Below are 16852 nucleotides of genomic sequence, written 5' to 3'. Positions count from 1 at the left end.
TCGCGTTCGCAATCCCCTCCGACGTACGGTCCCGGGGTGAGCCCCACCACCGGCGCACGGGCGGGCAACCGTCCGGGCCCCAAGCCACGCCTGACCCGCGAGGAGATCGTCGAGGCGGCCGTCGAGGTCGGCGTCGACCGGCTGACCGTCGCCGCCGTGGCCGACCGGCTCGGCGTCGCGGCCGGCACCCTCTACCGCTACGTCGACGGCCTGGAGGAGATCGCCGGCGCGGCACTGGCCCTGGTGCTCGCCCGCACCCCGCTGCCCGACGCGTCGGCCGGCTGGCGGGCGTTCCTCGAGGCAGAGGCCGCACTCGCGTTCGACCTGCTGCTGCGCTATGCCGCACTCGCCCAGGACGTGGGGGCCGACCTCGGCGCGGTCGCCGGCGACCGGCTGGACCGGATCGTCGGCACGCTGCGGGACACCGGCGGCTTCGACACCGCGGCCGCGGTGCGGATCGCCGACGCCGTGCTCGACATCGTCGCCGACGGGGCGACCCAGACCCGCTGGGTGCGCGGCCCCGACGGCGGCCCCGGCGACCTGTCCGAGGCCGCGCGGGCCTACCTCGGGTCGGTCACGGAGGGGATCCGCCCGAGCCTGGAGGCGATCATGGCCGACCCGCACGAGCACGTGCTGGACAAGGTCGCCCTGGTCCTCGACGGCGTCGAGCTGCGCCGGGCCGCCGGGCGGCCCGGGTACGGCGGGGCCGGCTGAGCGGCCTCACCCGCCGTTGCGGTCGCCCTCCGGGTCGAGCAGGTCCCGGGCCGAGGTCCGGCCGCGCCAGGCGTCGAGCACGGCCGGGTCGACCCCGCCGGCGACGGCCAGCACCCGCAGCGCGACCGCCTGCGCAGCGCGCGCCGGCGCCGTCGCGGGGCGGGGGCCCGGCGGCTCGCCCGCGGCGACCGAGCGGACGACCTCGGCCGTGACCGCCTGCTGCTCCGGGTCGCCGAAGCGCTCCAGCAGCCGGTCGAAGCAGGCCGCGCGGGTCGGGTCGAACGGGATCGGCCGCCCGGTCAGGTCGGTGAGCGGGTGCGCCGGGTAGAGGTGCGCGCAGGGCAGGTGACCGGCGGGCACGGGAACGGTCGCCGCGTGCGTGCGGCCCTCGCGCAGCACGTGCGGGAGCAGGTGGGTGTGCGGCCCATCCGGGGAGCGGCCCTCCGGCGGCGGGATCGCGGCGTACACCTCGACCCGGCCGAGCGCGGTGGTGAACACCCGGTGCGGGCCCGCCGCGACCAGGGCGGCGGTCAGCGCGCCGTCGAGCGGGCCGCCCTCGGCGCGGCGCAGCAGCCCGAGCAGGTCGGGATCGGCCGTGCGCACGCAGGCGTCCACGGTGGCCGTACCGAGCCCGAGGTCGACGAGCACGGCGTCGCGGTCGGCCGGTCGCAGCGCGCAGCGGTCGGGGCCGAGCACGGTGACCGAGGTCCGCGCGGCCCTGCGTGCCGCGGCCGCGGGCAGGCAGAACGCGACCGCGTGGTTCCAGTGCTCGTGCGGGCCGACCGGCGTCCGGTAGGCCAGCGGCCGGGTCGCCGGGTGCGCCGCGATCCGGATCCCGCCGCGGGCGGTGACGACCGCACCCGGCCCGGACGGCACGACGGCCTCGTCGGGGGTCCGGACGAACTCGGCGATCGCGCCGGGCGCACCCATGCTCCAGCCCGCGTACGGGTCGGCCAGGTACGCACCCAGCAGCCCGGCCACGGCGTCCCCGGCCACAGCGTCCCCGGCCACGTCGTCCACGTCCACGCCTCTCACCCTGCCCCTCCGACGGGAGGGTTCACACCCCGACACGACCTGTCGCACAGTGATGGCAACAACGATCGGGAGGCATCGTGGACGAGCACCCGCACGACGGCCAGGAGTGCGCAGGCTGCGACTGGGAGGGCAGACCGGAGGCGTTCCGGTGGTTCCCCGAGCTGGGCAGGCCCCTCGACCCGGCGGGCGGGCGCGGCCAGGGTCACGCGGCCTGAGCTCACCGGGCGCCCACCCGTTCCCATCGGCGTCCCCACCACAGGGCCGTCCCGGCCGTCAGCACGACCGCCAGCGAGGGCACGAGCACCACCTGGGGCGCGCCGAACAGGTACTCGCGGCCCTCGGCCACCATCGCGCCCCACTCCGCGGTCGGCGGCTGCACGCCGAGCCCGAGGAACGACAGTCCGGAGACGGTGAGCAGGGTGCTCGCGAACCGGACGCAGGCGTGCGCGGCCAGCGGCGGGACGAGGTTCCGGGCGACGTGCCGGGTCAGGACCCGCCCGGGCCCCGCGCCGAGGGCGACCGCCGCCGTCACGTACTCCCGCTGCCGCTCGGCGAGGGCGAGCAGGTAGGCCTGCCGGGCGAACGGCGTCCAGGCGATCACCGTGACCGCCACCAGCAGGGATCCGACGCCCGGACCCAGCGCGACCGCGGCGAGCAGCCCGAACAGCACCACCGGGATCGCGGCCAGGACGTCGACCACCCGCATCACCGCCCGCCCGACCGGGCCCGCGACCGCGGCGAGCGACCCGACGGCGACCCCGACCACCCCGGTGACCAGCACCGCGGACAGCGCCAGTCCGACCGTCAGCCGTCCGCCGTGGACGGTGCGGGCGAGCAGGTCCCGGCCCAGCTGGTCGGTGCCCAGCGGGTGGGCCGCGGACGGGCCGGCGAGCATCCCGGCGAAGTCGACGGCGTCCGGGTCGGGCAGCGGCACCCAGAGCAGGCCTGCTGGAACGAGCATCGGCACCGGCCCCACCACGAGCAGGGCGGCCACCCCGGCCGCGACCCACCACGCGGTCCGCGCCCGGGCCCTCACCGCGACCCCGCCGAGCGCAGCACCGGGTCCAGGGCCGTCGCCAGCACCTCCACCAGCACCCCCGCGACCACCGCGACCGCGACGACGAGCAGCGTGCCCGCCTGCACCACCGGCAGGTCCTGCGCGACGACGGCCCGGTGCAGCAGGCGCCCCAGCCCCGGGATGCCGAACACGACCTCGACCACCACCGAGCCGCCCAGCAGCCCGGCGACGAACATCCCGGCCAGCGCGGTCACCGAGGTCGTCGCGAGCCGGGCGCCGTGCCGCCACAGGACCCGGTGCTCACCGAGCCCCTTGGCCCGCGCGACGAGCACGTGCGGCCGGGTCAGCACCCCGGCGCTCTCGGCGCGGACGAGCTGGGCGGCGAGCGCCGCCGGGTAGGCGGCCAGGGTCAGCACCGGCAGGACGAGGTGGGCGGGGTCGCCCCAGCCGAGCGCGGGCAGCGCCCCGGCCCACACCGCGAACACCAGCACCAGCCAGGGGGCGAGCACGAATTCCGGCACCGCGACCCCGGCGACGGTGCCCAGCCCGAGGAACCGGTCGAGCGCCCCGCCGGGACGGCGCGCCGCGTACACCCCGGCGGGGATGCCGACGACCGCGGCCAGAGCGAGGGCGAGCACCGCGAGCAGCCCGGAGACCGTCGCGGCGTCGGCGATCTGGCCGGCGACCGGGGTCCGCGCGACGTAGCCGTAGCCGAGGTCGCCGCGCAGCACCCCGCCCAGCCAACGCAGGTACTGCTCGGTGACCGGTGCGTCCAGCCCGAGCGAGGACCGCAGCCGCGCCTCGGTCGCCGGGTCCGGCACCGCCTCGGCGCTGCGGGCACGCAGGACCGCCCGCGCCGGGTCGACGCCGACCAGCCGCGGCAGCGCGAACACCAGCACCGACGCGGCCAGCAGCACCGGCCCGACGACGAGGAGCCGGCGCAGCAGGAGCCCGATCACCCCGTGGTCGGGGTGAGCTGCGGCAGCACCGGGCGGATCTGCAGCGGGTCGGGGACGAAGCCGGTCGCCCCGCGCAGCACGGCGGTGTTGAGCGGGTGCACGACCATGACGCCGACGGCGTCGCGGGTCAGCATCGCCGCGGCCTCGCGGAACATCCGCTGGCGGGCCGCCGGGTCGACGGTGGAGTTGAGCCGGTCGACCAGAGCGTCGTAGGCGGGGCTGCAGTACTGGTCGATCGCGTAGCTGCCGTCGCAGGTGTAGTCCGAGGTCAGCGTGCTCGCCGCGTCCGGGAAGTCGGACAGGTAGCTGCGCGAGTTGAGGAACATGTCGTAGTCACCGGCGAGGACCTTCGGCTCCTGGGCGTCGTAGTTCCCGACGGTGATCTCGACGCGCACCCCGGCGGAGGCGAGCATCGCCTGGATCGCGTTCGCCAGCGCGGGCAGCTCGGGCCGGTTCGGGAAGGTCCACAGCCGCACGGTCAGCGGGTTCTGCTCGGTGTAGCCGGCCTCGGCGAGCAGCTGCCGGGCCCGGGCGACGTCGGCGCCCGGCGGCGGAGCGGTCTCGCCCCAGGGGACGGCCCCGCCGAACAGGTCGGCCGCGGGCGCGGCCCCACCGGCGAGCACCTGCCGGGCCAGCACCGGGCGGTCGATCGCCGCGGTGACGGCCTGGCGCACCCGCAGGTCGTCGAACGGCTTGGCGGACTGGTTGAGCTGCAGCGGCACGGTGCGCGCGTTCGGGTACTCGACGACCGCGGCCCCGGCCGAGCGGACCTGGTCGAGCTGGGCCTGCGGCAGGCCCTCGGCGAACTGGACGTCACCGGACTGGATCGCGAGCGCCCTGGCCTGCGGGTCCTCGACGTAGCGGACGGTGACCCGGGCGGCGCCCGCCGGCTCGCCCCAGTAGTCGTCGTTGCGGACCAGCTGCGCGGAGTCGGTGCCGCTGACGGACTCCAGCACGAAGGGACCGGTCGCGGTGCGCAGGTACTCCGGCGCCCCGCCGCCGGTGTACGCGGCGGGCGCGAGGATGCCGAGGTTGCCGCTGGACAGGCGCAGCGGCATGACCGGGTCGGGCTCGGTGGTGGTGATGCGCACGGCGTCCGGGCCGTCGGGGGCGACGGCGAAGCCGATGCCGCGGATCGCCCGCGGCGGGGCCTCGACGCCCGCGACGTAGCGCAGCGCGGTGACGACGGCGTCCGGGGTGAGCAGGGAGCCGTCGTGGAACCGCACGCCCTGGCGCAGGGTGAACCGCCAGGCGTTGCCCTGCTGCTGCCACGCGGTCGCGAGCATCGGCGCCGGCCGGGCGTCGGCGTCGACGGTGGTCAGGGTCTCCGCGACGCCGAGGGACTGCAGCCGGGCGCCGTCGTCGGCGTCGAAGGCGTAGTCGGAGCGCGGCGGGAACTGCAGGGCCACGGTCAGCTCGCCGGACGGGTCCGGGGTCGCGGCACCGCCGCCCCCGCCGGCGCCGCATCCGGCGAGCAGCAGGGCGGCGGCCGCGAGCAGTGCGGCCATCTGTCGTGCGATCACCCCGCATGCCTACATCTGAGCACCTATTCAATCAATGCGGCGTGAGCAACGCCCTCGTCCCGCACGACTCCCCGCCCGAGTCCCCGCACGGGCGGGCCGTCCGTACCGAACCTCCGTACGGACGGCCCGCTCGTCACCCGTGACGAGTGGCCGGCGCGGACCGGGCTCAGCCGGTCGCGGTCGCCTCACGGACGCGGCGGGCCGCGGCGACCAGGTTGGTCAGCGCCGCGACCGTCTCGGGTTCCGCGCGGGTCTTGAGCCCGCAGTCCGGGTTGGCCCACAGCCGGTCCGGGCCGATGTGGCGCAGGGCCGCGCGGAGCTGGTCGACCAGCTCGTCGGTGGCGGGGACCTCGGGCGAGTGGACGTCGTAGACGCCCGGGCCGAGCCCACGCGGGACCCCCGGGCCGAGGTCGGCCAGTACCTCCATCCGCGACCGGGCCGCCTCGACCGTGGTGACGTCGGCGTCGAGCCCGTCGATCGCCCCCACCACCTCGCCGAACTCGGAGTAGCAGAGGTGGGTGTGGATCTGGGTGGTGTCGGCGACGGCACCGACGGCCAGCCGGAACGCGTCCACCGCCCAGTCCAGGTAGGCGGCCCGGTCGCGCTCGTGCAGCGGCAGCAGCTCGCGCAGCGCGGGCTCGTCGACCTGGACGATGCGGATCCCGGCCGCCTCCAGGTCGACGACCTCGTCGCGCAGGGCCAGCCCGACCTGCCGGGCGGTGTCGCCCAGCGGCTGGTCGTCGCGCACGAACGACCAGGCGAGGATGGTGACCGGCCCGGTGAGCATCCCCTTCACCGGCGCCTCGGACAGCGACTGCGCGAACTCCGCCCAGCCGACGGTGATGGGCCGGGGCCGCGACACGTCGGAGTGCAGGATCGGCGGGCGCACGCAGCGCGAGCCGTAGGACTGCACCCAGCCGTGGTCGGTGGTGGCGAAGCCGTCGAGGTTCTCGGCGAAGTACTGGACCATGTCGTTGCGCTCGGGCTCGCCGTGCACCAGGACGTCGAGCCCGATGTCCTCCTGCAGCCGCACCACCCGGACGATCTCCTGGCGCATCCGCTCGGTGTAGGTGCCGGTGTCGATCACGCCGGAGCGGTGCGCGGCCCGGTCGCGCCGGATCTGCGCGGTCTGGGGGAAGGAGCCGATCGTCGTCGTGGGGACGACGGGCAGGCCGAGCGCCTCGCGCTGGACCTTCGCCCGCACGTCGCCGTGGCTGCGCCGGTAGTGGTCGGGGCCGAGCGCGGCGAGCCGGGAGCGCACCCGCTCGTCGCGGCGCGCGGTGGCCGCGACCCGCTCCCTGGTGGCTCGTGCGGCGTCGAACTCCGCCGCGACCGCGTCCGGTCCCTCGTGCAGGGCGCGCCCGAGGAGCACGACCTCCTCGACCTTCTGCCGGGCGAACGCCAGCATGTCGACGACGTCGCCGGGCAGGGCCGTCTCGACGGTCAGGTCGTAGGGGACGTGCAGCAGCGAGCACGACGTGGAGACCTCGACCCGCCCTGCGACGCCGACCAGCCGCTGCGCCGTCGCCGGCGCCCGGTCCAGGTCGGTGCGCCACACGTTGCGCCCGTCGACGACGCCGGCCAGCACCACCTTCCGGTCCAGCCCGGGGACCGCCGGGTCGAGGGCATCGAGGTCGGCACCCCCCGCGACGAGGTCGAGCGCCAGCCCCTCGACGGCCGTGGCGGCGAGCGCGGGCAGCGCCGGGCCCAGCTCACCGAAGTACGACGCGACGAGGATCTTCGGCCGCCGGGTCGCCGAGGCGAGCCGGTCGTAGGCCCTGCGCAGCGCCGCGATCTCCTCCGGCGTCCGGTCGGCGGCGAAGGCCGGCTCGTCGAGCTGCACCCATTCCGCGCCCGCCTCGGCGAGCTCGGCGAGCAGGTCGCGGTAGACCTCGACGAGCGGCCCGAGCAGGTCCAGCGGGCGGAAGCCCTCCGGTGCGCCGTCGGCCGGTTTCGACAGCAGCAGGAAGGTCACCGGTCCGACCAGCACCGGGCGGGTGGTGACCCCGATGCGCAGGGCCTCCCGGAACTCGTCGAGGGCCTTGCGGCTGCCCGGCGCGAGTCGGGTGGCCGGGCCGACCTCGGGGACCAGGTAGTGGTAGTTCGTGTCGAACCACTTGGTCATCTCGCAGGCCGGGGCACCGGTGCGGCCGCGCGCCATCGCGAACAGCCGCTCCAGCGGGTCGGTGATGCCGGCGAAGCGCTCCGGCACCGCCCCGACCGCCAGCGCGGTGTCTCCGACGTGGTCGTAGAACGAGAACGTGTTGCCCGGCACCGAGCCGAGCCCGGCGTCGCGCAACCCGGTCCAGGTGTCGCGGCGCAGCCCGGCGGCGACGTCGTGCAGTGCCGACGCGTCGCTCCGCCCGGCCCAGTACGCCTCGGTCGCCCGCTTGAGCTCCCGGTCCGGCCCGATCCGGGGGTACCCCAGGACGGTACTGCCGATGGTGCTGCTGGAAGGAATGCTCACGGCCCTCTCTCCTCGCGAGTGCGGTGGAGGACCCGTCGCCGGCAGGGGGCGCCCGCGACCGCCGAGCACGACGGTGCCCGGTCGTCCGCCCGGCCCTCCCGCGAGGCCACGGATCCGCGCACGCCGGACGGCGCACGCACCGGCGGCAGGTCTTCGGACTCACGGGCGCACTGCTCACACCTACTGGCCGTCGCTTCCCGGGATCACTCCCAGTGCTGTTGACGGCGGTCGTTCCCGTTCACCGCTGCGGGGCAGTCCCGGATTCCCACCGGGTTCCCTCTTGCCTCGTGACGCCCCGTTCCCGGGATGACACGAACCGTCGGCGGACCGACCCTAACCCAGGACGAGCCCGGCGAACTGTTGCCGAACTCTCCCTGTTGCAATATGTTTGCAGCACTCAGCCCTCTCCACACGGATCGACGGGCGACCTCACCCTGCCCCCCTCCGTTCGGAGGGGTTTCCTGCCCGGTCTCCCGAGGGGTAATGCCGATCACCCCTGTGCGCGCGGCCACAGGGGTCCTAGCGTTCGGCCTCGACCCCATCCGCCTGCCTCAGAAAGGGCTGACATGCAGGTAGACGAGCTGCTCAAGCCGTTCCCCATCAAGGAGTTCCACCCGTTCCCGCGTGCGCTCATGGGCCCGGGGTCGCACGAGCTGATCGGCCCCGAGGCGCTCAAGCTGGGCTTCAAGAAGACCCTGGTGATGACGTCGGGCCTGCGCGGCACCGACATCGTCCACAAGATCGTCGAGTCGATGAAGTACCACGGCCTCGAGGTCGTGCTGTACGACAAGGTCGAGTCGAACCCCAAGGACTACAACGTCATGGACGCTGTGGGCCTCTACCAGCAGAACAACTGCGACTCCTTCGTCTCCATCGGCGGCGGCTCCTCGCACGACGCCTGCAAGGGCGCGCGCGTCTCGGTCGCCCACGACGGTCGCAACGTCAACGAGTTCGAGGGCTTCAACAAGTCCGAGAACCCGGCCAACCCGCCGCACATCGCGGTCTCCACCACGGCCGGTACCGGCTCGGAGACCTCGTGGGCCTACGTCATCACCGACACCACGACCGACCCCGACAACCCGCACAAGTACGTCGCCTTCGACGACGCGTCGGTCACCACCCTCGCGATCGACGACCCGGTGCTCTACTACGACTGCCCGATCGACTACACCGCGCAGTGCGGGTTCGACGTGCTCGCCCACGCCTCGGAGCCCTACGTCTCGCGGCTGGACTTCCAGCCGTCGCTGGGCAACGCCCTGCACGCCATCAAGCTGACCTCCCAGAACCTGCGCAAGGCCGTCTGGAACGGCCAGGAGCTCTCCGGCCGCGAGGGCATGATGTACGCGCAGTACATCGCCGCCCAGGCGTTCAACTCCGGTGGGCTCGGCATCATCCACTCGATCAGCCACGCGGTGTCGGCGTTCTACGACACCCACCACGGCCTGAACAACGCCATCGCGCTGCCCCGCGTGTGGGCGTTCAACATGCCGGTGGTCTACGAGCGCTTCGCCGACATCGCCGAGGCCATGGGTGTCGACACCCGCGGCATGACCAAGCCGCAGGCCGCCGACGCGGCGCTCGCCGCGTCCATCCGGCTGCTGCGCGACGTGGGCATCCCGGAGAAGTTCGCCGACGTCAAGCAGGACACCTACTCGAAGAACCGGCTCGGGGTCGGCCCGACCAAGTTCTACGAGAACGCGCCCACCATCATCGGCGACGCGGCCGACGTCGACCGGATCACCAACCACGTCCTCGGCGACGCCTGCACCCCGGGCAACCCGAAGGAGTGCACGTTCGAGACCGTCCGCCCGGTCGTCGACCACTCCATCAACGGTGACCTGGACGACCTGCTGACCTGATCCGCAGGTCAGGAGGTCCACCGTCGCACCGGCGGGCCCAGCCGTCCGAGGCGATACTCGGGTGGGTGGGCCCGCCGGCCGCGGCCCCGCTCGTCCCCGCACCAGAGCCGGTGCGGTCCGCGAAGGAGATACCCGAGTGTCCGAGGCTGTCGTCCCCACGGTGACCGAGGCGGCGGAGGCCGTCGCCTCGACCGGCCCCTTCGAGTCCGTCGACCAGGTGGTCGAGACCCTGCGGGAGCAGGGCTACATCGCCGACACCCGCCTGGCGACGACGGTGTTCCTGCTGACCCGCCTGGACAAGCCGCTGCTGCTGGAGGGACCCGCCGGGGTCGGCAAGACCGAGCTGGCCAAGATGCTCGCCGTCGCCACCGGGCGCCGGCTGCTGCGTCTGCAGTGCTACGAGGGCCAGGACGAGACCAAGGCCCTGTACGAGTGGGACTACGGCAAGCAGCTGATGTACACCCAGATCCTCCGCGAGAAGATCGGGCAGCTCGTCTCCGACGCCCCGGACCTCGCCTCCGCGGTCGACCGCATCGGGTCCCAGGAGAGCGTGTTCTTCTCCGAACGCTTCCTCGCGCCGCGTCCGCTGCTGGAGGCCATCCGCTCCGAGCAGCCCGTGGTGCTACTGATCGACGAGGTCGACCGCGCCGACGAGGCGCTGGAGGCCGTGCTCCTGGAGACCCTCGGCGAGTTCCAGATCTCCGTCCCCGAGATCGGGACCTTCGTCGCGACGCAGCGCCCGTACGTACTGCTGACCTCCAACAACACCCGGGACCTCGCGGCCGCGCTCAAGCGTCGCTGCCTGCACCTGTTCCTCGACTACCCGTCGGCCTCCCGCGAGCTGGAGATCGTGAAGTCGAAGAAGACCGGGCTGTCGGACCAGCTGGCCGAGGAGCTCGTCAACGTCGTGCGCGGACTGCGCGAGCTGGAGCTGCGCAAGTCGCCGTCGATCTCGGAGACCATCGACTGGGCCCGCACGCTGGCCGTCCTGGGCGTCGACGAGCTGAGCTCGCAGATCCTCTCCGACACCGTCTCGGTCGTGGTCAAGTACGACAAGGACGTCACGAAGGCCCTGGACGCGCTGCCGCGGCTGGTCGACCCGAACGCAGTCGTCGCCGAGCACGGACACGGGCACGGCCATGGACATGGACATGGACATGGCCACGACAGCGACCACGACGAGCCCGCCGCCCCGCCGGCGCGCACCGCGGGCGCCCGTGGCGACGACCCGGACGACGGCGACGTCGACGGCCGCGCCAAGCGCGCGGCGAAGGACCAGGCGGGCCGGCACGGCGGCATCTACGGCGGCCTCCCGGGCGGCGTGGCCCCGCCGCCGTCGGCGATCCGGAAGGTCTCGCCCGGCCAGGGCACCCGCTCCTTCGGCGGCTCCCGCAAGCGCCCGGTCTGATCGGGGCGTCGGCATGGAAGCGAGCATCCACCGCTTCGTCCGGCTCCTGCGGATCCGGTCGGTGCGCATCTCGGTCTCCGAGGCGCTCGACGCGATGGCCTGTGCCGCCCAGCCGGGGGTGCTGTCCGACAGGTCGGTGCTGAAGGAGGCGCTGCGCATCGCGCTGATCAAGGACCGCCGCGACGAGGCGACCTTCGACGAGGTCTTCGACCTGTTCTTCTCCCTGGTCAGGGTGGGCGAGGCCGACACGGGTCACGGCCACGGGCACGGGCACGGCGACATGTCCGACGACACCCCGCTGGAGAACTTCACGCTGTCCGAGGAACCGTCGGAGACCCCGCAGGAGGGGCACGACCACGGCTCCCCGGTCGACATCAAGGAGTTCTTCGACCCGGAGGACCTGGCCGAGCAGTACAACCTGCACCAGGAGGCCAACAAGATCGACATGGCCTCGATGACGGACGAGATCGTGCTCTCCAAGGAGCAGGCAGGCGACGTCGCCGACGGCCAGCGCGTCCAGATCGAGACCGACCGGTTCTCCGGCGGTGGCCGGCCCGGTGACATCTCCCAGCAGCAGGGCACGAAGGTCGACGCCGACCTGTCGGTCGCCCAGCAGGACGCGCTGCTGGGCTGGCTGAACTCCGAGGAGGACCGGCTCTCGGAGTCCGAGCAGGGGACCGAGGACGACGCGGCCGCCCTGCGCCGGCGTCTCACCGGGGTGCTCGACAACCTCCCCGAGCTGCTCAAGGCCCACCTGGAGAAGCTGCTCGCGATCGAGCAGCGGATCGTCGAGGGCCACGACGACGCCGAACGCGTCGCCGAGGTCGACCGGGCGAACGAGTCCGAGCGCATGCAGCTGGAGGAGTCGCTGCGGCGGCTCGCGAAGTCACTGCACGGCGCGCTCACCCACCGCAGAAGGGTCTCAGCGCGGGGCCGGATCGACTCGGCCCGGACGATGCGCAGGAACATGCGCTACGACGGCGTCCCCTTCTCCCCCGTCACCGTGCAGCGCCAGGAGGACAAGCCGCGCCTGGTGGTGCTGACCGACGTCTCGCTGTCGGTCCGGGCCACTGCACGGTTCACCCTGCACCTGGTGCACGGTCTGCAGGACCTGTTCGGCCAGGTGCGCTCGTTCGCGTTCGTCGCCGACCTGGTCGAGGTGACCGACCTGTTCGCCGACCACCCGGTCGAGCACGCTCTCGGGCTGATCTTCGGCGGCGACCAGCTCGACGTCGACGCCAACTCCCACTACGGCCTGGCCTTCGGACAGTTCCTGGAGGACCACGGCTCGGCGGTCACCCGGCGCACCACGGTGCTGGTGCTCGGCGACGGCCGGGGCAACGGCAACGACCCCAACATGGAGGCGTTCGTCGAGATCACCCGGCGGGCCCGGGAGACGATCTGGCTGACCCCGGAGCCGCGCTACTCCTGGGGACTGGGTCGCTGCGACCTGCCCGCCTACGCCGAGTACTGCGACCGCGTCCGCGTGGTCCGGGACCTGTCCGGCTTCGAGGCCACGACCAACGAGATGGCCGGCGAGCTGATCGGCCGCTGACCCCGGCCCCGCCCCCGATGGCGCACGAACCCCCGGGGTCAGCGCTCGACGACGATCTTCCCGACGGTGCTGCCGGACTCGATGAGCCGGTGCGCCTCGCGGACCGACTCGGCGGTCAGTCCCTGCAGCCGCCGCGTCTCGGTGCTGCGCAGCTCGCCGGCGTCGACCAGGCGGGCGACCTCGTCCAGGATTTCCCGCTGCACCGTCGAGGTCGGCTCGGACAGCGGCCGGGTGAACATCAGCTCCCAGTGCCAGGCCTGCGACTTCGCCTTCAGCGGCAGGGTGTCCAGCCCCTCCGGCTCGTCGATGGCGACGACGATGCCGCGCGGGGTCATGAGCTCGGCGTAGGCCTCGACGTTGCCCTCCGAGACCGGTGAGAACACGTACTGGACGCCGTCCGGAGCGGCCGCACGGACGGTCGCGACGAGGTCGTGGTGGTCGGCGATCGCGTGCGCGCCCATCGCGCGGGCCCAGTCCGCGGACTCCGCCCGCGACGCGGTGCCGACCAGGGTCAGCCAGGTGCGGCGGCCGAGCTGCAGGACCATCGAGCCGACGCCGCCCGCGGCGGACACCACGAGCAGGGTGCCGGTGGACTCCGCGGTGACCCGCAGGTGGTCGTGCAGGCACTCCCAGGCCGTGAGCGAGGTCAGCGGCAGCGCGGCAGCGGCGGCGAAGTCCAGGCTCGAGGGCTTGCGGCCGACGATGCGCGAGTCGACGAGCTGACGGTGGGCGTTGCTGCCGGGCCGGTCGATCGCGCCAGCGTAGTAGACCTCGTCGCCGGGGGCGTACCCCTGCACCGACGCCCCCACCCCGACGACGACGCCCGCCGCGTCGTACCCGAGGACCTTCGGCCCGTCGGCCGGGTCGAAGGAGGCACGGACCTTGCGGTCGACCGGGTTCACCGAGACGGCGCGGACGTCGACGAGCAGGTCGTACGGTCCGGGGTCGCCGACCTCGATCTCCGAGTCCACCAGGGCCTCGGGATCCTCGATCGGCAGCGGGCGGGGTGCGACGACGGCGGGGACGAGAGCCATGACCGAACGCTAACCGCGCGAGCGTCCGGCCGCGCACCGCGCCGGCCCCCGGGATGGGCCGTTCGGCCCATTTCGGACCGCGCGGCGGCCGCCCCACGTATCATGGGGGGTCCCTTCGGAAGGCGGGCCGTGTGGTGGGTGAGGGTGGGCTGGTCGTCCGGGCCGTCGGGCGGGTGTGCACGGCGCTGTGGGGCTACACGCCCGGGGTGATCCCCGCGATGGTCGCCACGATGGGCAGCGGTCCCGCGCTGCGCTGGTTCGCCGCGAACTTCCCGCGTTTCCTGGTCACCCTGCGTGTGCTGGGCCCCGTCCGCACCCACCTGGCCGGGCTCACGATCTCCCTGGTGAACGGGTGCACGTACTGCGCCTACGGCCGCGCGCACGCCCTGGAGCTGATCCACCTGCGCGACCGGGGCCGGTTGTTCCCGCTCGACGCCCGGACCCTGGAGAGCTGGAACGGGCTGTCCCGCCGCGAGATCGGGCTGCGGTTGCGCGGCGTGCTCGAACAGGCCGGGATGCACGCCGAGGTGATCTGGGTGGACCGCACCCTGGCCCTGCTGGACGGCGCCCCGCCCGTCGACGCCGACGAGCGCCGCATCGCCCACCTATGCCGGATGGTCGGCACCATGAACGCGATCGCGGTCGCCGCGGGGACCGTCCCGGACGGCGCCCACGACCCGGTCAACAAGGACACCGCGCTGAAGGCCCGGCTGCTCGCCGCGCAGACGGTCTGAGCCCCCGGACGCCGGCACTCGCCCCCACCGTCCGGACGGGGAGGGACCGGGCCGTCGGACGTGGTGCGGCGTGCCCCTGACCGCCTAGCGTGGCGTGGGTCCCCCGCACGCACAGGAGCGATCCATGATCGGAACCGACCGGCTCTCCAACGACCTCGCCGGCTGGCTGGACCGCACCCTGGTGCAGCCCGGGATCCTGCCTGCCGAGCGCTTCGAGGAGGCTTTCGTCGCCTGCGTCGCGAGCGCCGCGAAGGACCCCGAGCTCCCGGACGACGCGTGGCTCGCCTTCTACCGCAACACCCTCGACGCGCTGGCCGGAGAGCCCGAGCCGGGCGGCACCAACGCCGAGATGGCGCCGGTGCACGCCCGCGCCCGATCCCTCGTGCTGGGCGAGGAGGTGCTGGAGCTCGGCTGCTGCTTCGGCTTCCTGTCGCTGCAGCTGGCCCGCGACGGCCACCGCGTCACCGCCACCGACCTCACCGGCGGCACCGTCGAGCTGCTGACCCGGATGGCGCCACAGCTCGGCGCCGACCTGGAGACCCACGTCGCCGACGCCCGTGCCGTCGCGCTGCCCGACGGGTGCGCGGACACCGTGTTCGCCGTGCACCTCGTCGAGCACCTGTCCGAGTCCGACGGCGACGAGGTCGTCGCCGAGATGCTGCGCCTCGCCCGGCGACGGGTGGTCGTCGCCGTCCCGTTCGAGGACGAGCCGAACCCCGCCTGGGGTCACGTCCGGGTCTTCGACGAGCGCGTCCTGACCCGGATCGGGGAGCGCACCGGCCGGTCGTTCACGGTGTCCGAGCACCACGGCGGCTGGCTGGTGATCGACCTCTGAGCAGGGCGTGGGTGAGCGCCTCCAGCGGGCCGCGGTCGTGGCCGCGCAACCACCACCCCGCCGCCGCGGCCGACCCGGCGACGACGAGGGCCCACACCGCGACGACCACCCCGGTCCGCAGCGGGGCCGGCACGCCGACGAGCGCCCCGGCCAGGCCGAGCCCCCAGGCGCCGAACAGGACTGCGGCCACGACGTTCTGGCCGACGTAGCAGGTCATCGCGGTCCGGCCGAGCGCGGTGAGCCCGCGCCGCACCGGGCCGGCCGGGCCACGCAGCCGCGCCAGGACCTCCGGGACCAGGCCGAGCAGCCCCAGCGCGACCAGCGGTGCCACCAGGTAGCGCTCGACGAGGAACCACGGGCCGCCGCCGAGCGTGGTGAGCAGGGTGAGCACCACCCCGACGGCCCCGGTGCCGATCAGCCGCCGGCGCAGGGTGACGGCGGCGGCGTCGAACAGGCCGGCGCGCAGCAGGGCCGACCCGGCCAGGAACAGCGCCACCGCCGACGGGACGATCAGCACGAGCTCGACCCGGTAGAGCAGCGGGTCGGTCAGCCGGGCGGCGACCTGTCCGGTCCAGGTCGCCGGGTACGGCGGGAGCGGCACGTCGGCCCCGGTGCTGCCGGCCGTCGCGACAGACGCACCGGCCACGAGCAGCACCGTGACCGCCCCGGCGACGCAGGCCGCCGCCGTCCGCACCCGCGCCGAGCGGCCCACCAGCCACGCGACCAGCACCGAGGCGATCGCGTAGCCCATCAGCACGTCGAACTCGAAGACCAGCACGTAGTGCAGCAGCCCCTCGGTGAACAGGATCGCGGCCCGGGCGAGGTAGCGGCCGGGCCACCGCAAGCCGCGGCGCACCGCGGAGCGGTACTGCAGCTCCATCCCGATCCCGAACAGCAGGGTGAGCAGCGCGAGGAACTTCCCGTTCGCGACGGCGCGGAGCGCGGTGTCGAGCCACCACCCCGCGGAGAACCCGGCGAACACCGCACCCGGCCCGCGCGGGTCGGCGAACACCCAGACGTTCGTCGCGAAGGTCCCGGCGATCGCGAGGCCGCGCAGCACGTCCGGCGCGGCGAGGCGGTCACCGGGCACCGGAGCGCTCCCGGTCGTCGGTACCGGGGAACACCGTCGCCCACAGCGGCCCCGCGACGAACCAGATCCCGGCGATCAGCGACGCCGTCGCCAGCCAGGACCACATCGGGTCCCCCGACCAGGCGCCCGGCACCGGGACCGCGCGGCCGCCGACCACCGACAGCAGCACCAGCACCGCCGCCGTGATCACCCAGGCGGCGACGACCTTGCCGTACTCGCGCCACTCGTACCGCATCCGGGCGGCCCCGCCCCGGGGCGGGCGTACCGGTGCCGGGCCGCCCGCGAAGCGGTGGGCGAACCGGACGTCGGCCCAGCGCACCAGCGAGTGTCCGAACGCGACGGTGATCCCGAGGTAGAGCGCGGCCAGCCCGTGCACCCGCGACGGTTCGCCGCCGGTCGCCAGGTCCACCGTCGAGGCGGTGACCAGCACGAGGTCCATCAGCGGCACCCCCAGCAGCAACACCGCACCCAGTCCCCGGCGACGCAGCACGTAGCGCGCCCCCAGCCCGGCCAGCAGGAACACCCAGAACCCGATCTCGGCACCGACGATCAGCCACAGCAGCGGCTCGGCGAACAACGACTCCCCCATGGCCGGCGATCGTGCCGCCCCGCCCGCGGTGG

General features: G+C 74.1%; 15 protein-coding genes and 1 riboswitch. Of the genes, 7 read left to right on the top strand and 8 right to left on the bottom strand.

Annotation, left to right across the window (positions count from 1 at the left end; all coding sequences use genetic code 11):
- Positions 1-36 precede the first annotated feature (36 nt).
- Positions 37-714: a TetR/AcrR family transcriptional regulator gene (locus tag KPL59_RS20700; protein WP_020626904.1), complete on the top strand. Its 678-nt coding sequence runs from the start codon at positions 37-39 to the stop codon at positions 712-714.
- Positions 715-720: 6 nt separating this feature from the next.
- Here the strand turns inward: KPL59_RS20700 and KPL59_RS20695 are convergent, their stop codons facing one another.
- A complete protein-coding gene (locus tag KPL59_RS20695) occupies positions 721-1740 on the bottom strand; it encodes a hypothetical protein (RefSeq protein WP_226358096.1) in 1020 nt (339 codons plus the stop codon).
- Positions 1741-1826: 86 nt separating this feature from the next.
- On the opposite strand from KPL59_RS20695, the gene KPL59_RS20690 reads away from it, so the two are divergent.
- Entirely contained in the window at positions 1827-1964 is a 138-nt protein-coding gene (locus tag KPL59_RS20690; RefSeq protein ID WP_020627609.1) for a hypothetical protein, read from the top strand.
- Positions 1965-1966: 2 nt separating this feature from the next.
- Here the strand turns inward: KPL59_RS20690 and KPL59_RS20685 are convergent, their stop codons facing one another.
- The 4 genes from KPL59_RS20685 to metE form a co-directional block, all read right to left on the bottom strand.
- Positions 1967-2785, bottom strand: a complete 819-nt coding sequence (locus tag KPL59_RS20685) for an ABC transporter permease (protein WP_226361724.1) — start codon at positions 2783-2785, stop codon at positions 1967-1969.
- Positions 2782-3726: an ABC transporter permease gene (locus KPL59_RS20680; protein WP_226361723.1), complete on the bottom strand. Its 945-nt coding sequence runs from the start codon at positions 3724-3726 to the stop codon at positions 2782-2784. Before KPL59_RS20680 ends, KPL59_RS20685 begins: the two co-directional genes overlap by 4 nt.
- Positions 3723-5249, bottom strand: coding sequence for an ABC transporter substrate-binding protein (locus tag KPL59_RS20675; protein ID WP_226361722.1), 1527 nt, complete (start codon positions 5247-5249; stop codon positions 3723-3725). Before KPL59_RS20675 ends, KPL59_RS20680 begins: the two co-directional genes overlap by 4 nt.
- A gap of 166 nt (positions 5250-5415) precedes the next feature.
- Positions 5416-7716, bottom strand: a complete 2301-nt coding sequence (metE, locus tag KPL59_RS20670; RefSeq protein WP_226361721.1) for a 5-methyltetrahydropteroyltriglutamate--homocysteine S-methyltransferase — start codon at positions 7714-7716, stop codon at positions 5416-5418.
- A 126-nt stretch (positions 7717-7842) separates the two neighbouring features.
- A riboswitch (cobalamin riboswitch) is annotated at positions 7843-8052 on the bottom strand.
- 230 nt (positions 8053-8282) lie between these two features.
- Between metE and mdo the strand changes: the two genes are divergently transcribed.
- The 3 genes from mdo to KPL59_RS20655 all read left to right on the top strand — a co-directional run bounded on the left by mdo (position 8283) and on the right by KPL59_RS20655 (position 12538).
- Positions 8283-9575 (top strand): NDMA-dependent methanol dehydrogenase, encoded by a 1293-nt coding sequence (gene mdo, locus KPL59_RS20665; protein WP_020626210.1) that lies wholly within the window; start codon positions 8283-8285, stop codon positions 9573-9575.
- 136 nt (positions 9576-9711) lie between these two features.
- Positions 9712-10983, top strand: coding sequence for a MoxR family ATPase (locus KPL59_RS20660; protein WP_226358102.1), 1272 nt, complete (start codon positions 9712-9714; stop codon positions 10981-10983).
- Between the two features lie 13 nt (positions 10984-10996).
- On the top strand, positions 10997-12538 hold the full coding sequence (locus tag KPL59_RS20655; RefSeq protein WP_226358103.1) for a VWA domain-containing protein: 1542 nt from the start codon (positions 10997-10999) through the stop codon (positions 12536-12538).
- 38 nt (positions 12539-12576) lie between these two features.
- Here the strand turns inward: KPL59_RS20655 and KPL59_RS20650 are convergent, their stop codons facing one another.
- Positions 12577-13572 carry a zinc-binding alcohol dehydrogenase family protein gene (locus tag KPL59_RS20650; RefSeq protein WP_226361720.1) on the bottom strand — a complete coding sequence of 332 codons (996 nt, stop codon included), beginning with the start codon at positions 13570-13572 and terminating at the stop codon, positions 12577-12579.
- A gap of 131 nt (positions 13573-13703) precedes the next feature.
- On the opposite strand from KPL59_RS20650, the gene KPL59_RS20645 reads away from it, so the two are divergent.
- Together KPL59_RS20645 and mftM are read left to right on the top strand one after the other, a co-directional pair.
- Positions 13704-14306 carry a hypothetical protein gene (locus KPL59_RS20645; protein WP_139318906.1) on the top strand — a complete coding sequence of 201 codons (603 nt, stop codon included), beginning with the start codon at positions 13704-13706 and terminating at the stop codon, positions 14304-14306.
- A gap of 124 nt (positions 14307-14430) precedes the next feature.
- A complete protein-coding gene (mftM, locus tag KPL59_RS20640; RefSeq protein ID WP_020626205.1) occupies positions 14431-15141 on the top strand; it encodes a mycofactocin oligosaccharide methyltransferase MftM in 711 nt (236 codons plus the stop codon).
- On the opposite strand, the gene KPL59_RS20635 is transcribed toward mftM, so the two are convergent.
- Together KPL59_RS20635 and KPL59_RS20630 are read right to left on the bottom strand one after the other, a co-directional pair.
- Positions 15095-16231: a DUF418 domain-containing protein gene (locus KPL59_RS20635; protein ID WP_226361719.1), complete on the bottom strand. Its 1137-nt coding sequence runs from the start codon at positions 16229-16231 to the stop codon at positions 15095-15097. The genes mftM and KPL59_RS20635 overlap by 47 nt on opposite strands.
- Positions 16221-16820 (bottom strand): hypothetical protein, encoded by a 600-nt coding sequence (locus KPL59_RS20630; protein WP_226361718.1) that lies wholly within the window; start codon positions 16818-16820, stop codon positions 16221-16223. The genes KPL59_RS20635 and KPL59_RS20630 overlap by 11 nt, the downstream gene beginning before the upstream one ends.
- Positions 16821-16852 lie beyond the last annotated feature (32 nt).

This window comes from Pseudonocardia sp. ICBG1142, assembly GCF_020496255.1.
In the GTDB taxonomy this organism is placed as follows: Bacteria; Actinomycetota; Actinomycetes; order Mycobacteriales; family Pseudonocardiaceae; genus Pseudonocardia.
This window is presented reverse-complemented; position numbering and strand designations above follow the sequence as displayed.

What these genes read in the sequence shown, in the direction of transcription:
- KPL59_RS20655 (WP_226358103.1), top strand. Translation starts at nt 10,997, where the DNA reads ATGGAAGCGAGCATCCACCGCTTCGTCCGGCTCCTGCGGATCCGGTCG.
- KPL59_RS20650 (WP_226361720.1), bottom strand. Translation starts at nt 13,572, where the DNA reads ATGGCTCTCGTCCCCGCCGTCGTCGCACCCCGCCCGCTGCCGATCGAG.
- mftM (WP_020626205.1), top strand. Translation starts at nt 14,431, where the DNA reads ATGATCGGAACCGACCGGCTCTCCAACGACCTCGCCGGCTGGCTGGAC.
- mdo (WP_020626210.1), top strand. Translation starts at nt 8,283, where the DNA reads ATGCAGGTAGACGAGCTGCTCAAGCCGTTCCCCATCAAGGAGTTCCAC.
- KPL59_RS20630 (WP_226361718.1), bottom strand. Translation starts at nt 16,820, where the DNA reads ATGGGGGAGTCGTTGTTCGCCGAGCCGCTGCTGTGGCTGATCGTCGGT.